A 19,142-nucleotide genomic window follows, 5' to 3' on the forward strand; every position below is an offset into this window, starting at 1 on the left:
CATCGTAGGTTTTGTCGCTATGGGTGACGATTCTTTTACCACTCGATAGAGGGAAGCTGGAGGGTGATCCGGGGAATTCGTCCCATTGGATCGCTAGTTTTGCCGGGTGCGTTCTGATTCGCCGCTTCCGGTCGTTTCCCTCGGTGTCGCGCTTCTCACAGCACTGGTGCTGGTCTGGGTCGCCCTGAGCGGTCCCGCGTCGCCCGGAGCCGGCGGTCACCTCGTGGTCACGCCACCCCCGCACTCCAACCCCGTGGTCACCCCGGAGGTCGTGTCGCCCCGGGAAAGCGTGGTCGGGACGACGGTGATGCCCCCTCGTGCTCTGGAAGCCGAAAACCCCCGCAACGACCTCGGCGCGTGAGGTCGCTGCGGGGGTCGCTGGGCCTTTCCGAGGGGCGCCGCCGCCGGACTTGCCCCCCGGAAAGGGACTGGGACCACTGCTCGGGACACCGCCGCCGATTCGCCCCGAGCAGTGGGACTGGGACCGTCTCAGGGGGCGCCGCCGCCGGATCTACCCCCTGAGACGGGGTCTGGTGGCCTAGCCGCTCGCCGCGACGTCGAGGACGGCTGCCGGGACGTGGTCGGTGTAGGCCGAGCGCAGCCTCAGCTCCGCGCTCGGCGAGGCCCCGATGTGGTCGAGGCCGAGGAGGGCCGCACCCACCACGGGCGGCACGTCGACCAGGCGGACCTGGGCGAGCGGTGCGGCTTCCAGGATCTGCTGACGAACCGGGCCGACGACCGTGTCGCCGGTGTGCGTCAGCACCCCGCCGCCCAGCACCACGTCCACGGGTTCGTTCATCAGGTCGAGCTTGCGCATGGAGACCGTGGCGAGCACCACGATCTCCTCGATCAGGCGGTCGATCTGTTCCAGGGCAACGGAATCACCCTGCGCGGCCACCTCGAACACCAACGGGCACAGGGCGTGCGGGTCCAGTTCGATCTCCTCGAAGTGGATCTTCTCGACCACCTGGAAGATGGACTTCTCGCCGTAGTGCGCGAGGAGCGCGTCCAGCAGCAAGGTCGGCTTGCCCCGGCCGTCCTCCGCTCGCACCGCGTGCCAGAGCGCGTCGTTGCCGAGCTGTCCGCCACCTCCCCAGTCGCCGGAGATGGCGCCCAGGGCGGGAAAGCGGTGGGTGCGGCCGTCCCTGGCCACGCCCACCGCGTTGATGCCCGCACCGCAGACCACCGCCACACCCCCAGCGGCGGCGGTACCTGCCCTCAGCAACGCGAAGGTGTCGTTGCCGACGAACGTCGTGGTCGACCAGCCCCGCTCGGTGATCGCCCGCGTCAGGTCCTCCTCCTCACGGGGCAGATCCGCACCCGCGAGGTAGGCGGACGTGTGCGAGGCGATCGGCTCGTCGGGGGACAGTCCCGCCTGAGCCGCGGCCTCGCGTGCCAGTCCCTCGAACACGTCGAGTCCGCGCTTCATGCCCACGGTCTGAGGCGGGGCACCGGGCCCGCGCACCTGCGCGAGCACCTTGCCGTCCGCGTCGACCAGCAGCACAGCGGTCTTGCTGTTCCCACCGTCGATGGCGAGCACCCGGTCGGTCATCGTTGTCAAATTCCCTTCACCCACGGCAGCAGGTCGCGGTTCTGCGCGATCAGCTCGTCGGCCAGCTGGTCCGCGATGGCGTGCTGGCCGATCAGCGGGTGCGCGAGCAGCGCGTTCGCCACTCGGTCGCGGCCACCGCGCCTGGCCGCTTCCAGCGCCAGGTACTCGTACGCGGTGACGTGCGAGATCAGGCCGGAGATGGACGGTTCCACCGGCCGCACGGGCAGCGCCCTGCCGCCGTTCGCGTCCACAGTGGACGACACCTCGATCACGGCGTCGTCGGGCAGGAAGGGCAGCGAGCCGTTGTTCCGCACGTTCACCACGTGCTTCTCAGCGCCTTCGCCGCCGGTCAGCGCGTGCACCAGCTGCACGGCCGCCTCGGAGTAGTACGCGCCGCCGCGTTGCGACAGCTGCTCCGGCTTCGTCACGACCGACGGGTCGCCGTAGATGTCGAGCAGCTCCTTCTCGACCGCGGCCACGACCTCGGCGCGCGGCGGCTCGGTGAGCTGCTTCTTCACGACGGCGTCGTGGTTGTAGAAGTAGTTCAGGTAGTACGACGGCACCATGTTCAGGCGCCGCATCAGGCCGCCGTCGATGCCGATGTGCTCCGCCAGGCCCTCGACGTGGTCGGCGAGCAGCTCCGGCAGGCGGTCGACGCCGTCGACGTACACGCCGCGTTCCCACGTGAGGTGGTTCAGGCCGACGTGCTCCAGCTCCACAGTGGACGGATCCACCCCGAGCAGTGCGGACGTCCAGCGCTGGAACGTGATCGCCACGTTGCACAGGCCGATCGCCTTGTGGCCTTCCTGCAGCAGCGCGCGCGTCACGATGCCGACCGGGTTCGTGAAGTTCACGATCCACGTGTCGGGGCCCGCGATCCGGCGCACCTTCTCGGCGATGTCCAGGACCACCGGCACGGTCCGCAGGGCCTTGGCGAGGCCTCCCGCGCCGGTGGTCTCCTGGCCGACGCACCCGCAGGTGAGCGGGAACGTCTCGTCCGAGGCACGCGCCTTCTGCCCGCCGACTCGCAGCTGCAGCAGAACCGCGGACGCGCCCTCGATGCCTTCTTCGAGCGACGTGGTGGTGCGCACCTTCGCCGGGTGACCCGCGTGCTCCAGCAGGCGCTGGCTGAACGGGCCGATCAGTGAGAGGCGGTGCTCGTCCGGGTCGACGAGGACGATCTCGTCCACCGCCAGGCTGGTGCGACGGCCGGCGATGCCGTCGATCAGCTCCGGTGTGTAGGTGGACCCGCCACCGACGACGGTGAGTTTCACCCTTTTACCCCCGTGAAAGTGATGCCCTTGACGAACGACTTCTGTGCGAAGACGAAGAGGACGACGGCCGGGATCATCGTCAGGAACGTGACGGCCATCGAGGAGTTCCACTGGACGATGTGCATGCCCTTGAACGTCGCCAGCGCGAGCGACAACGTCCACTGGTCCTTGACCTCGCCGGTGTAGAGCAACGGGCCGAAGTAGTCGTTCCAGGTGAAGAGGAAGCAGAACAGCGCGGTGGCCGCGATGCCGGGCTTCGCCATCGGGATGATGATCCGGACCAGCGCCTGGAACTCCGAGCACCCGTCCACCCGTGCCGCGTCCACGTAGGACTGCGGGATGGTGAGCATGAACTGGCGCAGCAGGAAGATGCTGAACGCGTCGAACAGGAAGTACGGCGCGATCAACGGCACCAGCGTGCCGGTCAGGCCCAGCGAGGACCAGGTGTCGTACAGCGGAACGGCCACGACCTGCGGCGGCAGCATCATCGCGCCGATGACGAGGATGAAGGCCACGTTGCGGCCGCGCCACTTGAGCTTCGCGAGCGCGTAGGCGGCCGGGATCGACGAGATCAGCATGCCTAGGGTCGCGAGCAGCGAGTACGTGAGGCTGTTGATCAGGTACTGGAACAGCGGGGCCTTGTCGAAGACCTCGACGAAGTTCTCCCAGTGCCATTCGCGCGGCCAGAGGTTCGAGGTGAACGCCTGGTCGTCCGACATCACCGCGGTGAGGAAGACGAACACGACGGGCGTGGCGAACATCAGGCCGAGCGCGAGCCCGATCGCATGCGTCGCGACCCAGTTCAGGATGCCTGCGACGTCGCGCTTGCGGCGCGGCTGCTCCGGTTCCGCGGGGACGTCGACCGGTGGTTTGGTCAGCGTGGCGGTCATGCTCCCGGACCCCCTTCCTCAGCGGTGGAGTTCTTGCGCATCCGCTGCACCAGAACGATGGTCACGGCGAACGAGATGATGAACAGGACCGTGGCCATGGCGGCCGCGTAGCCCATGTCGAAGTAGCGGAAGCCTTGCGTGTACAGGTAAACCGGGAACGTCAGCGTGGAGTTGTCCGGGAAACCCAAATATTTGGTCGATCCCGTCGCGTCTGCCGCTCCCGAGCCGGCCGACCCCGCGACGACCGCCTGTGTGAAGAGCTGCAGAGCGAGGATCACCGAGTTCACGATGCCGAAGAGCAGCACCGGGGAGATCGTCGGAAGCGTGACGTGCCACCAGCGCCGGATCGGGCCTGCGCCGTCGAGTTCGGCGGCCTCGTACTGCTCCTGCGGCACGTCGAGGATCGCGGCGAGGATGATGATCATCAGGTCGCCGGAGATCCACAGCATGATCGCGGTGATGCCGGGCTTGGCCCACGCCGGGTCCGAGAAGAACAGCGGTGCGTCGACGCCGAACCAGCCGAGCACGCTGTCCAGCGGACCGCCGTTGGGGCGCATCACCATGAAGAACACGAGTGTCGCGGCCACCGGCGGTGCCAGTGAGGGCAGGTAGCAGAGCGTCCGGATCAGACCGACGCCCGACTTGAGACGTGCGATGACCGATGCCACGCCCAGCGCGAACACCGTCCGCGCGATCGTGAGCACGACGACGAACCACAAGGTGTTCGCGATCGCCTTGGTGAGCAAGGGATCCTTGAACATGAACTCGTAGTTGGCGAGTCCGTTGAACTCCGGCGGGTTGATCAGGTCGTACTTCGTGAAGCTGAAGATGACCGTGGCGACCAACGGGTAGACGAAGAACAGGACGAAGCCGATGAGTGCCGGGGCCATGAACCCGAGCACGGCGAGACGGTGGCGGGCACGTGCCCGCCCCTTGCCGGGGGCGGGCCGCGCGCCGAGCGTGGCGGTCATCTTCGCGAATCCCCTACTTGCCGCTCTTGGCGATCTGGTCGTCGATGTTCTTGTCGACTTCCTTGAGGCCTGCCGCCAGGTCCGGGACCTTGCCGGACTGGTAGGAGACCGAGAAGTCGGTGACGGCCTTGATGTGCGCGTCACCGATGGGGGTGACCGGGTTGCCCTTGAGCTTGTCGCTCTTGGCCAGGTCGATGAACGTCTTGAACTGCTCGTCCACCTCGAGCTTGGAGCTCTCCATGGCGGCCTTGGTGCTCGGGACGTTCTTGATGGCGTTGGACAGGTCGACGATCGTGTCGGTGTCGAACGTCAGGTGCTTGATCAGCTCCCACGCGGCGCCGGCGTTCTTGGCGCCCTTGGGAATGCCCATGATCGTGCCGGTGGTGAACGCGGTGCCGTAGTCGGCGGGCTTCCAGGTCGGGAACGGAGCCGTGCCGAACTTGATCTGCGGCGCCTGCGCCTTGAGGAAGGCGGTGCGGTACTCGCCGTCGATCATCATCGCGATCTTGCCCTGGTGGAACGCGTGGTCGGCCGAGTACTCCTGGCCGAGACCCGCGCGGAACCGCTCGAGCGCGTCGTAACCGTAGAAGTCGACGAGCTTCTTCTGGAACGTCATCATCTCGGTGAAGCCGGGGGAACTCGCGAGGCCGGACTTGCCGTCCTTCTCCCACTCCGCACCGAACGTCGGCGCGAGGATGGTCGGGCGGTTGGCGTAGAAGCCCATGGTGGGCAGGTAACCCGCCACCTCGATGTCACCGTTCGGCGCCTTCTTGGTCGCCTTCACGGCCGCGTCGTACAGCTCGTCCAGCGTCTTCGGCGCGTTCGTGACGCCTGCCGTCGACAGCAGGTCCTTGTTGTAGTACATGGCGTACACGTCGGTGAGCATGGGCATCGCACAGCGGTTGCCCTTGTACTCGGTGTACTGCTGAACCGCGGGGGAGAGCTGGTTCAGGTCGACCTTGTCGCGGTCGATGTACGCCTTCAGCGGCTGGAACGCGCCCGAGGAGCAGAACTGGCCGATGTTGTCGGTCGTGAACGACAGCGCGACGTCCGGCGTGTTGCCCGAACGGATGCCCGCGGTGATCTTGTCGTCGTCCTGCGAGCCCTCGTGCTTGATCTCGATGTTCGGGAACTTCTTGTTGAAGGTCTTGAGGGCCTTCGTGACTTCCTCGTACTCGCGGTCGGAGTAGTTGCTCCAGACCGTGAGCGTCAGTTTGTCGTCCTTGCCAGGAGCAGCTGCGGCGTCGGAATTGGCGCCACCACCCTTGCCCGCCGCACATGCGGTGAGGGTCAGCGCTGCGGCGACACAGAGCAAGGCAGCACGGGTGTGCTTGCGCATGTGCACTCCTTCTCGATCAACGTGGGGACCCGGCGACCACTGGGCCGCGGAATGGAGCCGTGGTGGCTGCCGGGAGGCCGAACACCTGTTCGCGGGCAACGGCCAGTGCCGAGTGCAGTGCGCCGCTGCGCACTGGTTTCCCGGTCACCAAGGCCAGCTGGATCGGTGTTCGCGGCACCACCAGTTGCCGCAGTTCCGCGGCAACGAGGTCGTTCAGCGTGGTTCCACCTGCCTGCGCGATGTCGCCGGACAGGAGGATGAGTTCCGGGTCGAGCACCGCGACGACGCTAGCCACGCCCGTGGCGATGCGCTTGGCGAGATCGACCATGAACTCACGGCCCGCCGGGCCCGCGGCGAGCGCCTTGCGCACGGCACCGTGGCCGTTGCGCGCGGCGAGCCCGTGGGCGCGTGCGAGCTTGCAGATCGACGTGCTGCTGAGCAGTTCCCCGTACGTGCCGCCGGAGCGGTCCGTGTCGGTGTCGGCCGCCGCGCGGTCCGGGATCATCAGGCCGTCGATCTCGCCCGCGCCACCGGAGGCGCCGCGCAGCAGCGATCCGTTGACGACGACGGCGGCACCGACGAGATCCGCGGGCCAGATGACGACGAAGTCGTTCACCCTGGTGGCCCGTCCGGCGACCATCTCCTCCAGCGCGACGAGGTTGACGTCGTTCTCGACGCTCACCGACGTCGCGAGCTGCTCCCGCAACCGGCCGGGCATGTCGAAACCGCTCCAGCCGGGCAGGTGTGGTGCGTAGGCGAGCTCACCGTTCGCGGGGTTCACCGCTCCTGGGCAGCCCACCACGACGTGCAGCAACTGGTCGGCGCTCAGACCTGCCTGACCGCAGGCCTTGCCGACCGCGCTGACGAACGCCTCCAGCACGCCGTGCTTCGCGGGCATCGGCGCCTTGTGCTCGGTGAGCACGGCACCGGAGATGTCCGCGATCGCGATGTCGACCGTCTCGGGGGTGAGATCGACAGCGGCGATGTGCGCAAGCGCCCCGTTGACCGACCACAGCTGGGCACGCGGCCCGCGGCCACCGCCCCGCAGTCCGTTGCGGACCACGGAGTCGCCAGCCTCCAGGCGCGTGAGCAACTGTGCGGTCGCCGGCTTGGAGAGGCCGATCAGGCCTTCCAACTCCGACCTGGTCAGCGGCCCGTTGCGCAGCAAAGCCTCGATGGCTGCGCGGTCGTTGATCTCCCGCAGCAGTCGTGGGCTTCCGGCACGCATTAGGTCCGCTCCTGTCTGTTAACTTTCCAGACGATTTCGGCAGACGGTAGTGACCTGGTTCACCGGGGTCAATCCCCGATATGGGTCCGTTACCTGAGTTAGGTTCGCCTAAGGCACCCTGGAACCATGACCGACGTGCGCCAGGAGTCGCTCGCATCACTGCTGGGAGGTCGAGGGGGCGCCCTCGACGCCTCCCTGCCTCCGCTCGCGTTCGTCGCAGGCTGGCTGCTGTTCGGGCACTCGATCGGCGCGGGCGCCATCGCCGCAGTCGTGTGCGGCCTGGTCATCGGGATTGTGCGATTCGTACGAGGCGAGAAGCCTCGTGCCGTCGTGTTCTCGGTCCTGGCCGTGGTGGCGGCGTCGCTGGTCGCGCTCTACACCGGACGTGTCGAGGACTTCTTCCTCATCCAGCTGCTCTCCAACGTGGCCTCGGCCCTGGTCTGGGCAGGCTCCATCGCGGTGCGCTGGCCGTTGCTCGGCGTGGTGGTGGGGACGCTCCTCGGGCAGAAGACTCGTTGGCGTCGCGATCCTGCCCTTTTGCGCGCTTACTCCATCGCCTCGTGGCCGTGGGTCGGGCAGTACGCGCTGCGTGTCGCCGTGTTCACTCCACTGTGGCTGGACGCACAGATCTATTGGCTGGCCACTCTCCGGCTCGCCTTGTCTTGGCCGTTGCAGATCGTCTGCATCCTGGTGTCGGGGTGGATGCTGCGGCGGGCGCTGCCACCGGATCACCCCGGGTTCCGGCAACCGCGGGTGCCGGAGTCGGCCTCTTAGGTCAGCGCCACTACTCACATGGGGGTGCGGCGAATTCGGCAGGCTGGGGCCATGGCCCACTAGAGTCGCGCAAGGAACCTTTGCGGCTCGGCGACCGGAGTGGATATGTACGTCTCGCGGGTGAAGCTGCGGAACATCAAGGGGTTCCACGGCGCCCGCGAGGTGGACCTGACGCTCACCCGCCCCGACGGCTCGCACGCCGGTTGGACCGTTGTCGCAGGTCGTAATGGTTCGGGAAAGTCCACCCTGCTGCAGGCGATCGCGCTCACACTCGGTGGGCCGCGTGCCGTGTACGCGGTGTCGCAGGACATCCCGAACTGGATAACGCACGGGACCTGGCGGGCGGTTGCCTCGCTGCGAATCCAGGCAGAGTCGGAGTTCGACTTTCTCGAACCTGGGCTGTTTCCTTTTGGAGATCACCTGGAGCTGACGCTCTCCTGGAACGGCCGGTCGGTCTCCGGCGGTTCGTCGAAGGCGATCGACTACCTCAGGGAGTCCCAGACGGGTGGGTGGCTCTGTGCTGCTTACGGACCGTTTCGCCGGTTGACGGGAGCAGTGGCGCGAAAGTCATCCAGTTACGCGGCCAACATCTCAAGTTTGTTCAACGAAGACGTGTCCCTCGCAGAAGGCGTCAGTTGGCTGGTACAGCACCATTTGCGGGCGCTCGAAGGAGAACCTGGCGCCGATGACCTGAAGGGAGCTGCTCTTCGCTTGCTGAGCGATGGCCTGCTTCCTGATGATCACAAGGTCGACGACGTCACTTCTGACGGACTTTGGGTCACCGCCGGGGCAGGCAGGTTTCCCTTGAGGGAAACCAGTGATGGCTATCGGACGGTGACCGCACTGGTGGTCGATCTGCTCAAACAGATCTACGACTCCTACGGTGAGATTCAGCTGGACGAGAACGTGGTCACCTCGGCCGGCGTGGTGATCATCGATGAGGTCGATGCTCACCTGCACGTCTCCTGGCAACAGCGCATCGGCGGCTGGCTCAAGGCGCACTTCCCCAACATCCAGTTCATCGTCACGACTCACAGTCCGTACATCTGCCAGGCCGCTGACCCCGGCGGACTGATCCGCCTGCCTGGGCCAGAGGAGCAACTACCTCCGCACGTCGTTGACCAGGACCTGTACGAGCGCGTTGTTTACGGCAGTGGTGACGACGCCGTGCTCACGGAACTGTTCGGCCTCGACTCGCCCTACTCGGAACAAGCCGAGCGACTGCGCAGGCAACTTGTGGAGCTGGAGGTCAAGGTCGTCGCTGGTAGGGCGGACGAGCAGGAAATTCAGCGCTACAAGGATCTCAGAGAATTGCTGACGAGTTCGTTGACTGCACGTGTCGACGAGGTGGCAGCTCGACTGCACGACGCATGATCAGGATCGTTCGGTCTGATCTTCCGGCGTGCACCATCGCCAGGATGAGCGAGTTGACCCGTGCGATCAACCTGGTTGCGTCCCCTGAGAGGTCTGAGAAAGCCCGCGCTTCTTGGAACAGCAACGCGACGGTCCGGAGGTCCGTCAGAACAGTGCTGGGCGAGATGGCAATCGGATTCACGACCTGCATGTACTGCGGTGAAAGTCGTGGCACCGACGTCGACCACTTCGAGCCCATCGTCCGCAACCCTTTGCGCACCTTCGACTGGCTCAACCACCTTCTCGCCTGTTCGTCGTGCAACAGCCATCAGAAGGGCAAGCAGTTCCCGGTCGACGAAGACGGCAGTCCTTTGCTGATCGACCCCACGGCCGAAGATCCGTTCGACCACCTGCTGCTGGCGTTGTCGATCGGTGTCTACAGCCCGTTGACCACGAAGGGTGAGTCGACGATCAAGGTGCTCGGCCTCAACGAGCGTGGACTGCCGAAGGGCCGCATGCACGCGCGCAAGGTGGTCGAGCTCGTTCTGCGCGAGTGGGATCGGGCGCGCGAACGCGAAAGGTCGGACGAGATGCAGGAGCACGTGCGGACGGTGCAGGATCAGCCGATGGCGGATGTCTGCCAGTCCATGTTGCGGCAGGCGCTGAGTCCGGGAGCGGACATCGTGTTCAGCGACTCTCCGGCCCTGCTTGCTCTCCTGCGCAGAATCGACCTGCGTGAGGCGTTGCTGAGGTAGGTCAGCGCTTCTTCCGCTTCTTGCCGGAGCCCGGCACCGTCCCGGTCTTGGGCGGAGGTGGCGGTGGTTCCGGGAAGGCCTCGACGTAGTCCTGGGTCTCCATGAACTCCTGGAAACCCCTGAACACGAACGCGTAGGCAGCCCAGAAGAAGGCCACGGCGACCAGTCCCGTCCCGGCGATCGTCAGCCTGTCCTCCGCGTCGAGCCCACCGGCGGTGTTCCAGACCTGCTGCAGCTCCGCCGATCCCGTGACGATCGACAGCGTGATCATCGTCAGGGCGTAAAGGGGCAGCAGGCAGATCGTCCCGACCAGGACCAGGTGGTACGGACGCTTGTCGGTGCTGTACTTGTAGATGAGCTCACCGCGGCGCAGCTGCCTGGCCGGATCTTCTTCGGGTGTGAACGGAACGTCGGCCCTGTTGCACCAGTCCTCTGTGGTGAGTGGTTTCTCCTCCACCTCGACTCCCGCCGACCGCGCCTCGACCGCGGCCACCACCGTTCGCCCGATCTGTTCGGTGACCGGGATCAGCAGCTCACGTGCGGTGCCGATCACGTGCAGCGCGGGACCTGGCGGTACGTCGAACGTGCGGGCTCTCGCCCGTTTCGTCGCGGAGTGCAGGAACACCGTGCAGGTCATCTCCTCCCGCACCTCGACGAGTTCAATCGAACGCAGCGCGGTCCACGGCACCGCGACGACGTCCCGTGAGCGTTTGCGCCGCGAGTCGAGACTGTCGAGCACGAGACGGTGTTCCCGGACGCACAGCCGGGCTTCCAGACCTCGCGCCGGGAATGGGATCTCCAGCTTCGACCTGATCAACGCCGGTGTGATCGGGCGGGTGGTGACCAGCGCCACCGCCTCGCTCAACGCCCAGCACACCGCCACCAGACCTGCCGCGACCAGCAATGAGACAGGGCGGTTGTGCTCGACGTCCATCCGCAGGCCTTGGAAGAGTGCACAGGCGATTCCGGGGAACGCTGCCCAGCGTGCCCAGACTCGCCACATCGGCACTCGCCGGCGGTGCCACCAGAGCCCGAGGACGGTCATCACCCAGAACGCGATCGCCCCGTAGACGAGTACCTTCTGCGCGGCGCCCAGGCGGGCGGCGACGACAGTGGACAGTGCGGCACCGACAGCGATCAGCAGCAGACCAGCCGTCCGGCGGAGGAACAGTTCGGCCACTTCGGACTCAGCGCCTCTTCCGCTTCTTGCCGGTCTTGGGAGCTGCCCCTGTCTTGACCGTAGCGGGCGGTGGTGCCGGATAGGCCTCGACGTAGTCCTGCGTTCGCATGCCGTCGAGGAAGGGTTTGATCACGAAGCGGTGCAACAGGTAGAGGAACACGATCGAGGCGATGCCCAGGGTGGCGACCGCGCCGGGATGGACGACCCCGCCCGCCGCGTAGAACTGCTCCTGCATCTTCTCCGAACCCGTGACGAGCGACAGCGTCATCCCGGTCAGCATGAGCAACGGCATGAGCAGGAACGCTCCGACGAGCCCGAGGACGTAGGGACGGCTGTCGGTGCGGAAGGCTTCCTCCGGCCGGCGTTCGGGAGAGACGTGTGCTGCTGTGTACCAGCTCCGTTTCGCGAACGGGTCCTCCACGAACTCGATGTCCGCGGAGCGTGCCCGCACCGCGGCGAGCACGGTCTGCCCCACCTGTGGCGTCACCGGGATCAGCAGCTCGCGTGCGGTGCCGACGACGTGCAGTGCCGGGCCGGGTGCCACCTCGAACTCACGGGTGTTCGCGACGACCCAGTTCGAGAACACCCGCGCCCGCCAGACCGTCTCGACGTCGACTTCGATCATCTCGATCGACCTGAGGGACGCCCACGGCACTGCGAGCACGTCGCGCGAGCGTTTGCGCCTTGAGGCCAGGCTGTCCAGAACCAGCCGGTCCGCTCTGACGCACAACCGGGCTTGGAGACCCCTGGTGGAAAACGGGATCTCCAGCTTCGACGAGATCAACCTGGTGGTGACGGGCCGGGTCAGCACGAGCCGTGCCGCCTCGCCCGCCAGCCAGGACGCCACGACCAGGCCGAGGCCGATCACGAGTGCGACCGGCTTGTTCCAGTCACTGGCGATGAAGAAGCAGGTGACAACAGAGAGGAAGAGGCCGGGGAACGCGGCCCAACGAGCCCAGATCGGCCACATCGTCGTGCGACGCCAGTGCCACCCCAGGCCGATGGCGATGATCAGCCAGATGGCTCCGCCGCCGATCACGAGATCCAGCACGGTGTGCTCAGGTGTCCGACCGCCCCTGAGCCGCGCGTCCCACGCAGTGAGTCGCGGAAAGGCGGCTACCGGGATGAACGCGGCCAGGGCGACCAGCACCAAGCCTGCCACCCTGCGCGCGAGGACCTCGATCACAGGTCGCCTTCCATGCGTTGGAACGACCCGGGCTGCTCCACGTTCGCGCGCTGGCCCTCCCAGTACTTCTGCCAGGCCTCGTTCTTCTCGTCCTGCTTGACCTCGGCGTCCGCTTCGCGGTGAGTCTGGTCGCTCCACTCCTGGACGACCGCGTTGCCCAGAACCTTGGGGTACTTCGGCAGGGAGATCTCGGGGAGTTCGTGGCCGAGCACCTTCGGTTTGATTCCGCCTTCGAGGACGTCGATCGCGTCGTTGAAGCGTGGATTTCCCACGTTGAGGCTGTCGCGCAGGTTCGCGTTGCGGGTCTCCTCCAGCGACTTCACCGCGTCGGCCCTGGTCGCCTTGAGCTCGTCGCCCTTCGTCCCGAGTTCCTCCAAGCGCTTCAGGTCCTTGGCGTCGAGCTTGCCCTGCTCCGCCTTCTTCGCCAGGTGCAGCGCATCGGTGGCCTGCCGCGCTGCCTTCTGGTTGTAGTCCGTGACGGTTCGTTTGAGGTTCTTGGTGGTGTTCCCCAGCGTGTCCCGCGAGTGCTTGGCCTTCTCGGCGACGTTCTCCAGTTGCTTCACCACCTTGCTGATCTTCTTGGCGTTCTTGCCCGCGGTGATCGCGCCCTGCGCCACGGTGTCGGCGATGAACGCGGCTTGTGACCCGCCGAAGGTGATCGGCGCCAACGCGGTCGCCGCAGCGAACTTGATGATCGTGTTCGAGATGAACGACGCGATCGCGTCCCGTACCGCGCCACGAACGACGCCGATCGCCGACGCCGCGACCGTCATCGCCTGCGCTGCCGACGTCGCGTGGTTCGCGCCGCCCGCCACCACGTTCGAGAAGTCCTGCACGGCCTTGCGGTAGCTCTCGACCGCAGGGCCTTGTGAACCGCTCAACGTGTTCAGCGTGGCTGAGTACTTGTCCGCGGTGTCTTGCATGCGCTTCGCGATGTTCTTCCAAGTGGTCGCCATCGCGTTGACAGCGTCCGGGTCGCCGGCGAGGACGTCGAGACCTTCCTTGAGGAAGGCGATGTGCTCGATCAACCAGCCGATTCCGGCGGACAGCAGGCTGCCGAGCGGGTTGGTCACGAAGCCGAGCAGGTCCATGCCGAATCCGGCCAGGTCACCCAGAACTGCCGTCCAGTCGCCCTTGGCGCCGTCGTAGATCAGGTTCGCGGAGCTGCTGAAGATGCCCGCCGCATCCCAAGCCTGCGTGGGGCTGTCGAAGTTGGAGAAACCGACCACGTCTCCGGCTGCGAACTTCTCGGTCGCGTTGAGAGGATTCAGCTCTCCGATGTTCCGCGGCTCGTCGCTCATGGCTTGGTCCCGTCCAGGCCCTCGCGCAGTTTCGCGAACATCTGTGCAGCGGCTTCCTCCTGATCGGCATAGGTCTCGCGCATGTCGGAGAACCTCTCCGCGACTGAGTCTCCGGCTTTCTTGACGGTGTCGACGTAGTCGCCCGCCTTGTTCGTCCAGTTCTGCATGACCTCGGCGAAGAGCATGCCGACCACGCCCCACGTCTGGTAGTTGCCGATGTAGGCCGAAGCGGCGTCGGCCGCGTCTGGAAGGCCTGCGATGAGGGCCTTCAGTTCGCGTTCGTGGGCTTCGAGAGCCTGGAGGTCGACTTGGAAGCCCGACATCACCAGCCACCTTCCTTCTTGAAGAGGCTGCGCTGGTCGTAGTCCGTGTCGTCGTCCTCGGCGGGGCGGCGGGGCGGGCGAGGTGCGGGCGGCTGGGCTGCGGCTGCGTCTTGCTGTTCCTCGTTCACGACGAACTGCTGCGGAGGTGCCGCGGGCTCGGGTTCGTCCGGGACTTCGATCGGTGGGATCTGGGATTGGACGAACTGCATGGCCTCGCTGTTGTCGCCGATGAGCGGGGCCATGATCGTGGCGATCTGGCCTACGGCCTGGGCCTGGGCTCGTTTCGCCGTGGACATCACGAGAGCGGCCAGGCGGTCTTTGGGCATGTCGTCGGCCTTTGTGCCGAACGACAGGTTCAACAGCGCTCCCCCCGCGCTGACGCTCACCGTCACGGCGCCGTCTGTGCTGGTGGCGGCGCCGGTCAGGTTCGCGATTCGGGACTTGGCTTCTTCTGCCTGGTCGAGCAGGGCGGCGGTGCGCTGCTCGTAGTCCTCGATGAGCTGGTTCGGATCGGTCATGCGGTCCCCCTTGCACGTGCGTGAGGGGGACGTTACCGAGGGTTACTGCGCCTTGCTGGGGAAACGGGTCAAGCGCAGGAACGCGGACCAGGCGGCCGACGAAACGGGGATGTGAGTGCTCGGCGCCTTGCTGTCCCGGATGCCCACGCCGTGGCCGATCTCCACGCAGTTGTTGCCGCCGCCGCTGAAGCTGCTCTTGCGCCAGGTGGTCATCAGAGACCCTCCAAGATGTCGTCGATCACCGCCCTGGATTCTTCCTCAGACAGTGCGATCGCTGCGAGGGCCGTCAGGATGTCCTCGTGGATCTTGATGGTGTCCGGGTCGTCGAAGAACAGGCAGTAGTTGACGCTCTCGACGTAGACGACCGGCGGGTACTTCGGGAACTTCATCATCCGGAAATCGCCGGCTGTGCCCGCGTGCATTCCTGCTGAGCGAGGAATGATCCGGAAGCTGATGTACTTCCGCACCGACATCCGGAGCAGGTGGGCCAGCTGTTCACGCCACACCTCCAGGCCGCCGACCTGGAGCCACAGCGCCTGCTCGTGCACGAAGAACGTGAATTTGCGCCCTGGTTCGAGGATGTCCGCTCGTGCTGCTCTTGCCGCAGCGACCTTGGGAACGTTCTCCGCCTCCACCGACGGGGCATGCTCGGTGACGACGTAGCCGTATTCAGGTGTTTGCAGCAGGCCGGGCACGAGAATCATCGACCAGTCGATGATCTCCTCAGTGTCCCGCTCCTGGTTGATCAACGTGCGCACCTGGTCGGGCAGGCCGTCTTCGGGCATCTGAAGCCAGGCCTTGCCTGACTCCTGGAACAGTGCGAGCAGGTACTCGCGTTCCTCGACAGTGGCCTGGCAGTAGGCGAGCAGGATCTGGACCTCGATCGCGGTCACGCCGCCCTTGCCGAGCGTCATGTCCGAGAGCTTGGCTTCCTGCCAGCCGAGGCGTTCGGCGAGCTGCCGGTGGGTGAGCCCGGTACGAGCGATGATGGCGCGCACACCGGCACCGAACTCCCGTCCCGCCACGCTGGAGGATCTTTTGGGCATGTCGGAAAGCTAGGCCCGGCATGTCATTTCGGGCCATTGTTTCCGGCCAAATGTGCCTGAAGGTAGGACGCATGGAGCGGCTCCATGTTTCGAATGATCTTGCCGCTGGACGTCCTCGGCAACATGTCCATGACGTGGATGTGTTGGGGGAGCTTGAATTCCGCGAGCCTTTCCGTGCACCACTCAGACAACGCCTGGGCGGTGAGGGTGTTGCTGGCAGTGCCCACGTAGGCCCGGATCTCCGTCCGTCCCACCGCGACGGCCTCGGTCACCTGCGGGTGTCCACGTAGGACGTGTTCCACCTCGGTCAGGTCGACCTTGTTGCCGCGCACCACCACCAGCGAGTCGGCTCGGCCGAGCAGGCGGAGTTCGCCGTCGGCGGTGAACTCGCCCCGGTCGCCGGTGCGGAACCAGCCGCCGGCGAAGCGTGCCGGGTCGTTCTCGGCCAGGTACGGGGTTTCCTGCAGGGCCACTTCCACCAGGCCGTTGCGCACTCGCGCGGTGATGCCGGACATCGGCCTGCCGACGGACGGGCGGACCGTGCCGGAGATGGCCATGGTCAGTGCGCCGGTCTCGGTGGTGCCGAAGCATTCGCCGACCGGGAAGCCGTAGGCGGCGAGGAACCTGTCGGCCACGTCCTGCGGCATCATCTCGCCGCCGGCGAACGCGCCCCGCACGGTCTGCAAAGCGGAGCGGTCGGGTGAGGCGGCCAGCAGGTCGAAGTGGAACGGCAGGCCGGTGACGAAGTCGACCTCATGAGTTCGTGCGCAGGAAAGAACGTCTTCTGCGGTTGGGCTTGCGGCGAACACGAGGTGTGCGCCTACCGCGAGAGAGTGCAGCAGGCCACCGACCAGGCCGAAGCTGTGCGCAGGGGAGTTGAGCAGCAGCAGGCGTTCGCCGCGTCGCACCATGCCGTCGGCGGCGGAGAAGCGGGCCACCTCGTCGACGAGTGACGACGTGCTGCGGCCGATCACCTTCGGGCGGCCGGTGGAGCCGGAGCTGAACTGGACCAACCGGTGTGGAGACGCCGCGGGAAGGCCTTCGACCCGTTCGGCCACCAGTCCGTACCGCTCCTGGAAGCCCTGAGCGGGGGTGCCGCCGGGGTGCACGAGGAACTCCGGGCGCGTCAGCTCGTGCAGGACGTGGGCTTCGGCCGGGCGCAGGCGGTGGTCGATCGAGATCACCTGCGCGCCGAGGCTCCACAACGCGAGCACGGCCTCCAGTTGGCTGAAGCTCGGTGGCACCTGGACGGCGACCGTGCTGCCGTCACCGATTCCGACTGCGGCGAAACGAAGGGAGTGAGCGGTGACGTCGGCGCGTAGAAGGCCGTGCGTGACTGTGCTGCGGTGACTGAGGATCGGCACCTCGTCGCCGTGGCGGTGCAACAGTTCGGTGATGAACGCGCGCACTTCAGGACTCCTTGCAGAACTCGCCGATGGGGAGGCCGACGTGTCGTTGCTCTGAGGCGATGTAGCCGAGCAGTTCGTCGCCGGGCTGGAGTTCGGTCACGTTGCGGACCTTGCCGCCGGGTGCGAGGACGCGGACGTGCCAGTCGTCCTGCACCATCAGGTCGACCACGACGTTCTCCGGTGAGCGTGCGGTGATGGTGAGCATCGGACGGGACTCGAGCTTGGCCCTGCCGACGGTGAGTTCGCGGGTGCGGCCGTCGGCGTCCACGGCGAGGACCTTGCTGCCGGAACGCAGTTCGGACAGGTAGTTGGTGCGGTTCGCCGGGCCCAGCACGTACGAGTGCAGCGCGCCCGCGTTCACCCGGAACGGCCGCGTCGGCATGTACGGCAACGGATGCGTCTCGCTGCAGCAGAGGAGGAAACCCGACGAGAACGAGCCCACGAGGATGCCCTCGTCCTCGCGGAAGTGCGAGGCGGTGTCGACGCAGACGCGGTCGCCGAGGCCGTTGTGGGTCAACGCTTCCACGGTGAGCGTGGTCAGGGTCAGCGGCGGGGACGTGGTTTCCAGCAGCCGGGCCAGTTTGAACACGTCGGTCGCGTCCTGCGGGGCCATCAGCACGCCGTCCGAGCCGTGTTCCAGGCATTCGAGGACGATCGCGGCCTCGACGAGGTCGGTGACGACGGTGACCAGCTTGCCGGGTGCGCCGTCGGCGGCGGCGATCACGATCTCCAGCGGGATCTTTGTCGGGTCGGTGAACGCAACGACGGTGTGGTCGAGCCGTTCCGCCGCGGCACAGGCGAGCTTCAGCGTGCGGTCGTCGCTGACCGTCACGAACGCGGAACCCGAGAGCAACCGGTCGAGTTGGTCCTGGTCGTGCACCGCCACGGTGACGAGGTGAGGGCTGTCGGCCGGCTCCGTGGTGATCAGCACGCGGGTGATCGTCGGCGGCAGGCCGTCCAGCGACGACGGGTCGTCCGCGACGACTCCGGCGATCCGGCTGTGCACGGCCGCGTCGATCACGGCGGTCCGGTGCGCTTCCGGGACGGTTCTGAGGTCGATCCAGGCGAACTTCACCGGTTCTCCAAGGTGGCGGTCAGGGCGTGGATGAGACTTGCGTCGGTGGGCGCGTGCACGATCGACGCCAGCTCCGCGACCAGGTGCATCGGCGCCGGCGAGGTGAAGACCCGCCGACCTACGGCGAGGCCCGCGCAGCCCGCGTCCATCGCCACGCGGGCGTGCCCGGCGAGGCTGTGCGCGGAGGCGGGACCACCTGCGACGATCACCGGAATCGGGCAGCTGGCAACGACTTCGGTCATGTCGTCGGCGAGGGTGGTCTTGACGATGTCCGCGCCGAGGTCGGCCGCGATGTTGACGACGTGCGCCAGCAGGGCGGGGTCCGTGGGGTCGACGATGCGCGGGCCGCGGGCGTAGGCCATCACGACCAGCGGGACGTTCCACGAGTCGCACGCGGCCGCGACCGTGCCGAGGTCGGTGAGCTGGCGGGACTCCGTGTCGGAGCCGATGTTGACGTGCACGCTCACCGCGTCGGCACCGAGCCGCAACGCCTCGTCGACCTCGCCGACGAGCACCTTGGCGTTGACGTCGGCCATGTGCGCGGTGCCCGCGCTCAAGTGCACGATCACCGCGCATCCGCCCAGCACAGAGGGATCGATGGTGCGAATCCGTCCTTTGTGGACGATGATGGCGTCGGCGCCGCCCAGCACGACGGCGTGGACGAGGTCCCGCCACCGGTCCCGCGGCACCACCGGACCGTCCGAGACGCTGTGGTCCAACGGCACGAAGAGGTACCGGTCGTCGTGCGGACGGGAAAGGCGTCGCAGCCGCAACGCTTTCCTCATGGCGCTCACACCTCCTGCGGTCGTTTGGTGTCAACAGCAGCGTGGAGCAGTCCGCGCGCGCAGCGGCAGGTGTGACGTGCCGATAATTCCGGGGTTATGGGCCTGACAGAGCAATCGCCCTTGCAACGGCCACAGAGCGTGATCTGGTGACACCCACGTGGCCGTGTTCGTTGGTGGGCAACT

At 66.6% G+C, this 19,142-nt stretch carries 20 protein-coding genes; 4 read left to right on the top strand and 16 right to left on the bottom strand.

From position 1 onward, the window contains the following. Positions 1-106: 106 nt before the first annotated feature. Entirely contained in the window at positions 107-361 is a 255-nt protein-coding gene (locus LX88_RS07375) for a hypothetical protein (protein ID WP_258947013.1), read from the top strand. Positions 362-538: 177 nt separating this feature from the next. Here the strand turns inward: LX88_RS07375 and LX88_RS07380 are convergent, their stop codons facing one another. From LX88_RS07380 to LX88_RS07405, 6 genes are read right to left on the bottom strand one after another with little or no spacing between them, the layout of a single operon-like run. Continuing rightward, positions 539-1,552: an N-acetylglucosamine kinase gene (locus tag LX88_RS07380; RefSeq protein ID WP_258947014.1), complete on the bottom strand. Its 1,014-nt coding sequence runs from the start codon at positions 1,550-1,552 to the stop codon at positions 539-541. 5 nt (positions 1,553-1,557) lie between these two features. After that, complete coding sequence (locus LX88_RS07385) at positions 1,558-2,826, bottom strand: 6-phospho-beta-glucosidase (protein WP_258947015.1); 1,269 nt, start codon at positions 2,824-2,826, stop codon at positions 1,558-1,560. Next, positions 2,823-3,716 carry a carbohydrate ABC transporter permease gene (locus LX88_RS07390; RefSeq protein ID WP_090070003.1) on the bottom strand — a complete coding sequence of 298 codons (894 nt, stop codon included), beginning with the start codon at positions 3,714-3,716 and terminating at the stop codon, positions 2,823-2,825. Before LX88_RS07390 ends, LX88_RS07385 begins: the two co-directional genes overlap by 4 nt. Next, a complete protein-coding gene (locus tag LX88_RS07395; protein ID WP_090070004.1) occupies positions 3,713-4,687 on the bottom strand; it encodes a carbohydrate ABC transporter permease in 975 nt (324 codons plus the stop codon). The genes LX88_RS07390 and LX88_RS07395 overlap by 4 nt, the downstream gene beginning before the upstream one ends. Before the next feature lie 13 nt (positions 4,688-4,700). Next, entirely contained in the window at positions 4,701-6,026 is a 1,326-nt protein-coding gene (locus tag LX88_RS07400) for an ABC transporter substrate-binding protein (RefSeq protein WP_258947016.1), read from the bottom strand. 16 nt (positions 6,027-6,042) lie between these two features. After that, positions 6,043-7,254, bottom strand: coding sequence for an ROK family protein (locus tag LX88_RS07405; protein WP_090070005.1), 1,212 nt, complete (start codon positions 7,252-7,254; stop codon positions 6,043-6,045). 126 nt (positions 7,255-7,380) lie between these two features. Between LX88_RS07405 and LX88_RS07410 the strand changes: the two genes are divergently transcribed. From LX88_RS07410 to LX88_RS07420, 3 genes are all read left to right on the top strand, one after another. Continuing rightward, complete coding sequence (locus tag LX88_RS07410) at positions 7,381-8,028, top strand: DUF3159 domain-containing protein (protein WP_258947017.1); 648 nt, start codon at positions 7,381-7,383, stop codon at positions 8,026-8,028. 120 nt (positions 8,029-8,148) lie between these two features. Beyond that, positions 8,149-9,402 carry an AAA family ATPase gene (locus LX88_RS07415; RefSeq protein ID WP_258947018.1) on the top strand — a complete coding sequence of 418 codons (1,254 nt, stop codon included), beginning with the start codon at positions 8,149-8,151 and terminating at the stop codon, positions 9,400-9,402. Positions 9,403-9,566: 164 nt separating this feature from the next. After that, a complete protein-coding gene (locus LX88_RS07420) occupies positions 9,567-10,136 on the top strand; it encodes an HNH endonuclease (RefSeq protein ID WP_258947019.1) in 570 nt (189 codons plus the stop codon). Position 10,137: 1 nt separating this feature from the next. Here the strand turns inward: LX88_RS07420 and LX88_RS07425 are convergent, their stop codons facing one another. Genes LX88_RS07425 through LX88_RS07470 form a run of 10 tightly spaced genes read right to left on the bottom strand, consistent with a single transcriptional unit; the run spans position 10,138 to position 18,959 of the window. Further along, positions 10,138-11,316, bottom strand: a complete 1,179-nt coding sequence (locus LX88_RS07425) for a hypothetical protein (protein WP_258947020.1) — start codon at positions 11,314-11,316, stop codon at positions 10,138-10,140. A gap of 7 nt (positions 11,317-11,323) precedes the next feature. Further along, the gene (locus LX88_RS07430; RefSeq protein ID WP_258947021.1) at positions 11,324-12,502 is read right to left on the bottom strand and encodes a hypothetical protein; all 1,179 of its coding nucleotides are present in this window, start codon (positions 12,500-12,502) and stop codon (positions 11,324-11,326) included. Then, on the bottom strand, positions 12,499-13,803 hold the full coding sequence (locus LX88_RS07435) for a WXG100 family type VII secretion target (RefSeq protein ID WP_258947022.1): 1,305 nt from the start codon (positions 13,801-13,803) through the stop codon (positions 12,499-12,501). Before LX88_RS07435 ends, LX88_RS07430 begins: the two co-directional genes overlap by 4 nt. After that, positions 13,800-14,126 carry a hypothetical protein gene (locus LX88_RS07440; protein ID WP_258947023.1) on the bottom strand — a complete coding sequence of 109 codons (327 nt, stop codon included), beginning with the start codon at positions 14,124-14,126 and terminating at the stop codon, positions 13,800-13,802. The genes LX88_RS07435 and LX88_RS07440 overlap by 4 nt, the downstream gene beginning before the upstream one ends. Then, entirely contained in the window at positions 14,126-14,644 is a 519-nt protein-coding gene (locus tag LX88_RS07445; protein WP_258947024.1) for a YbaB/EbfC family nucleoid-associated protein, read from the bottom strand. Before LX88_RS07445 ends, LX88_RS07440 begins: the two co-directional genes overlap by 1 nt. A gap of 42 nt (positions 14,645-14,686) precedes the next feature. Beyond that, a complete protein-coding gene (locus tag LX88_RS07450; RefSeq protein WP_258947025.1) occupies positions 14,687-14,857 on the bottom strand; it encodes a DUF397 domain-containing protein in 171 nt (56 codons plus the stop codon). After that, complete coding sequence (locus LX88_RS07455; RefSeq protein WP_258947026.1) at positions 14,857-15,690, bottom strand: helix-turn-helix domain-containing protein; 834 nt, start codon at positions 15,688-15,690, stop codon at positions 14,857-14,859. The genes LX88_RS07450 and LX88_RS07455 overlap by 1 nt, the downstream gene beginning before the upstream one ends. Before the next feature lie 23 nt (positions 15,691-15,713). After that, positions 15,714-17,099, bottom strand: coding sequence for a class I adenylate-forming enzyme family protein (locus tag LX88_RS07460; protein WP_258947027.1), 1,386 nt, complete (start codon positions 17,097-17,099; stop codon positions 15,714-15,716). 1 nt (position 17,100) lies between these two features. Further along, positions 17,101-18,174, bottom strand: coding sequence for a 3-dehydroquinate synthase II family protein (locus tag LX88_RS07465; protein WP_258947028.1), 1,074 nt, complete (start codon positions 18,172-18,174; stop codon positions 17,101-17,103). Then, positions 18,171-18,959, bottom strand: coding sequence for a 2-amino-3,7-dideoxy-D-threo-hept-6-ulosonate synthase (locus LX88_RS07470; protein ID WP_258947029.1), 789 nt, complete (start codon positions 18,957-18,959; stop codon positions 18,171-18,173). Before LX88_RS07470 ends, LX88_RS07465 begins: the two co-directional genes overlap by 4 nt. Positions 18,960-19,142: the final 183 nt, after the last annotated feature.

It is taken from the genome of Lentzea californiensis (genome assembly GCF_024648825.1).
GTDB classification, from domain to species: Bacteria; Actinomycetota; Actinomycetes; order Mycobacteriales; family Pseudonocardiaceae; genus Lentzea; species Lentzea californiensis.

Coding starts and splice junctions, on each gene's coding strand:
- LX88_RS07380 (WP_258947014.1), bottom strand. CDS start 1,552: ATGACCGACCGGGTGCTCGCCATCGACGGTGGGAACAGCAAGACCGCT.
- LX88_RS07390 (WP_090070003.1), bottom strand. CDS start 3,716: ATGACCGCCACGCTGACCAAACCACCGGTCGACGTCCCCGCGGAACCG.
- LX88_RS07395 (WP_090070004.1), bottom strand. CDS start 4,687: ATGACCGCCACGCTCGGCGCGCGGCCCGCCCCCGGCAAGGGGCGGGCA.
- LX88_RS07400 (WP_258947016.1), bottom strand. CDS start 6,026: ATGCGCAAGCACACCCGTGCTGCCTTGCTCTGTGTCGCCGCAGCGCTG.
- LX88_RS07405 (WP_090070005.1), bottom strand. CDS start 7,254: ATGCGTGCCGGAAGCCCACGACTGCTGCGGGAGATCAACGACCGCGCA.
- LX88_RS07410 (WP_258947017.1), top strand. CDS start 7,381: ATGACCGACGTGCGCCAGGAGTCGCTCGCATCACTGCTGGGAGGTCGA.
- LX88_RS07420 (WP_258947019.1), top strand. CDS start 9,567: ATGGCAATCGGATTCACGACCTGCATGTACTGCGGTGAAAGTCGTGGC.
- LX88_RS07435 (WP_258947022.1), bottom strand. CDS start 13,803: ATGAGCGACGAGCCGCGGAACATCGGAGAGCTGAATCCTCTCAACGCG.
- LX88_RS07440 (WP_258947023.1), bottom strand. CDS start 14,126: ATGTCGGGCTTCCAAGTCGACCTCCAGGCTCTCGAAGCCCACGAACGC.
- LX88_RS07445 (WP_258947024.1), bottom strand. CDS start 14,644: ATGACCGATCCGAACCAGCTCATCGAGGACTACGAGCAGCGCACCGCC.
- LX88_RS07450 (WP_258947025.1), bottom strand. CDS start 14,857: ATGACCACCTGGCGCAAGAGCAGCTTCAGCGGCGGCGGCAACAACTGC.
- LX88_RS07455 (WP_258947026.1), bottom strand. CDS start 15,690: ATGCCCAAAAGATCCTCCAGCGTGGCGGGACGGGAGTTCGGTGCCGGT.
- LX88_RS07470 (WP_258947029.1), bottom strand. CDS start 18,959: ATGAGGAAAGCGTTGCGGCTGCGACGCCTTTCCCGTCCGCACGACGAC.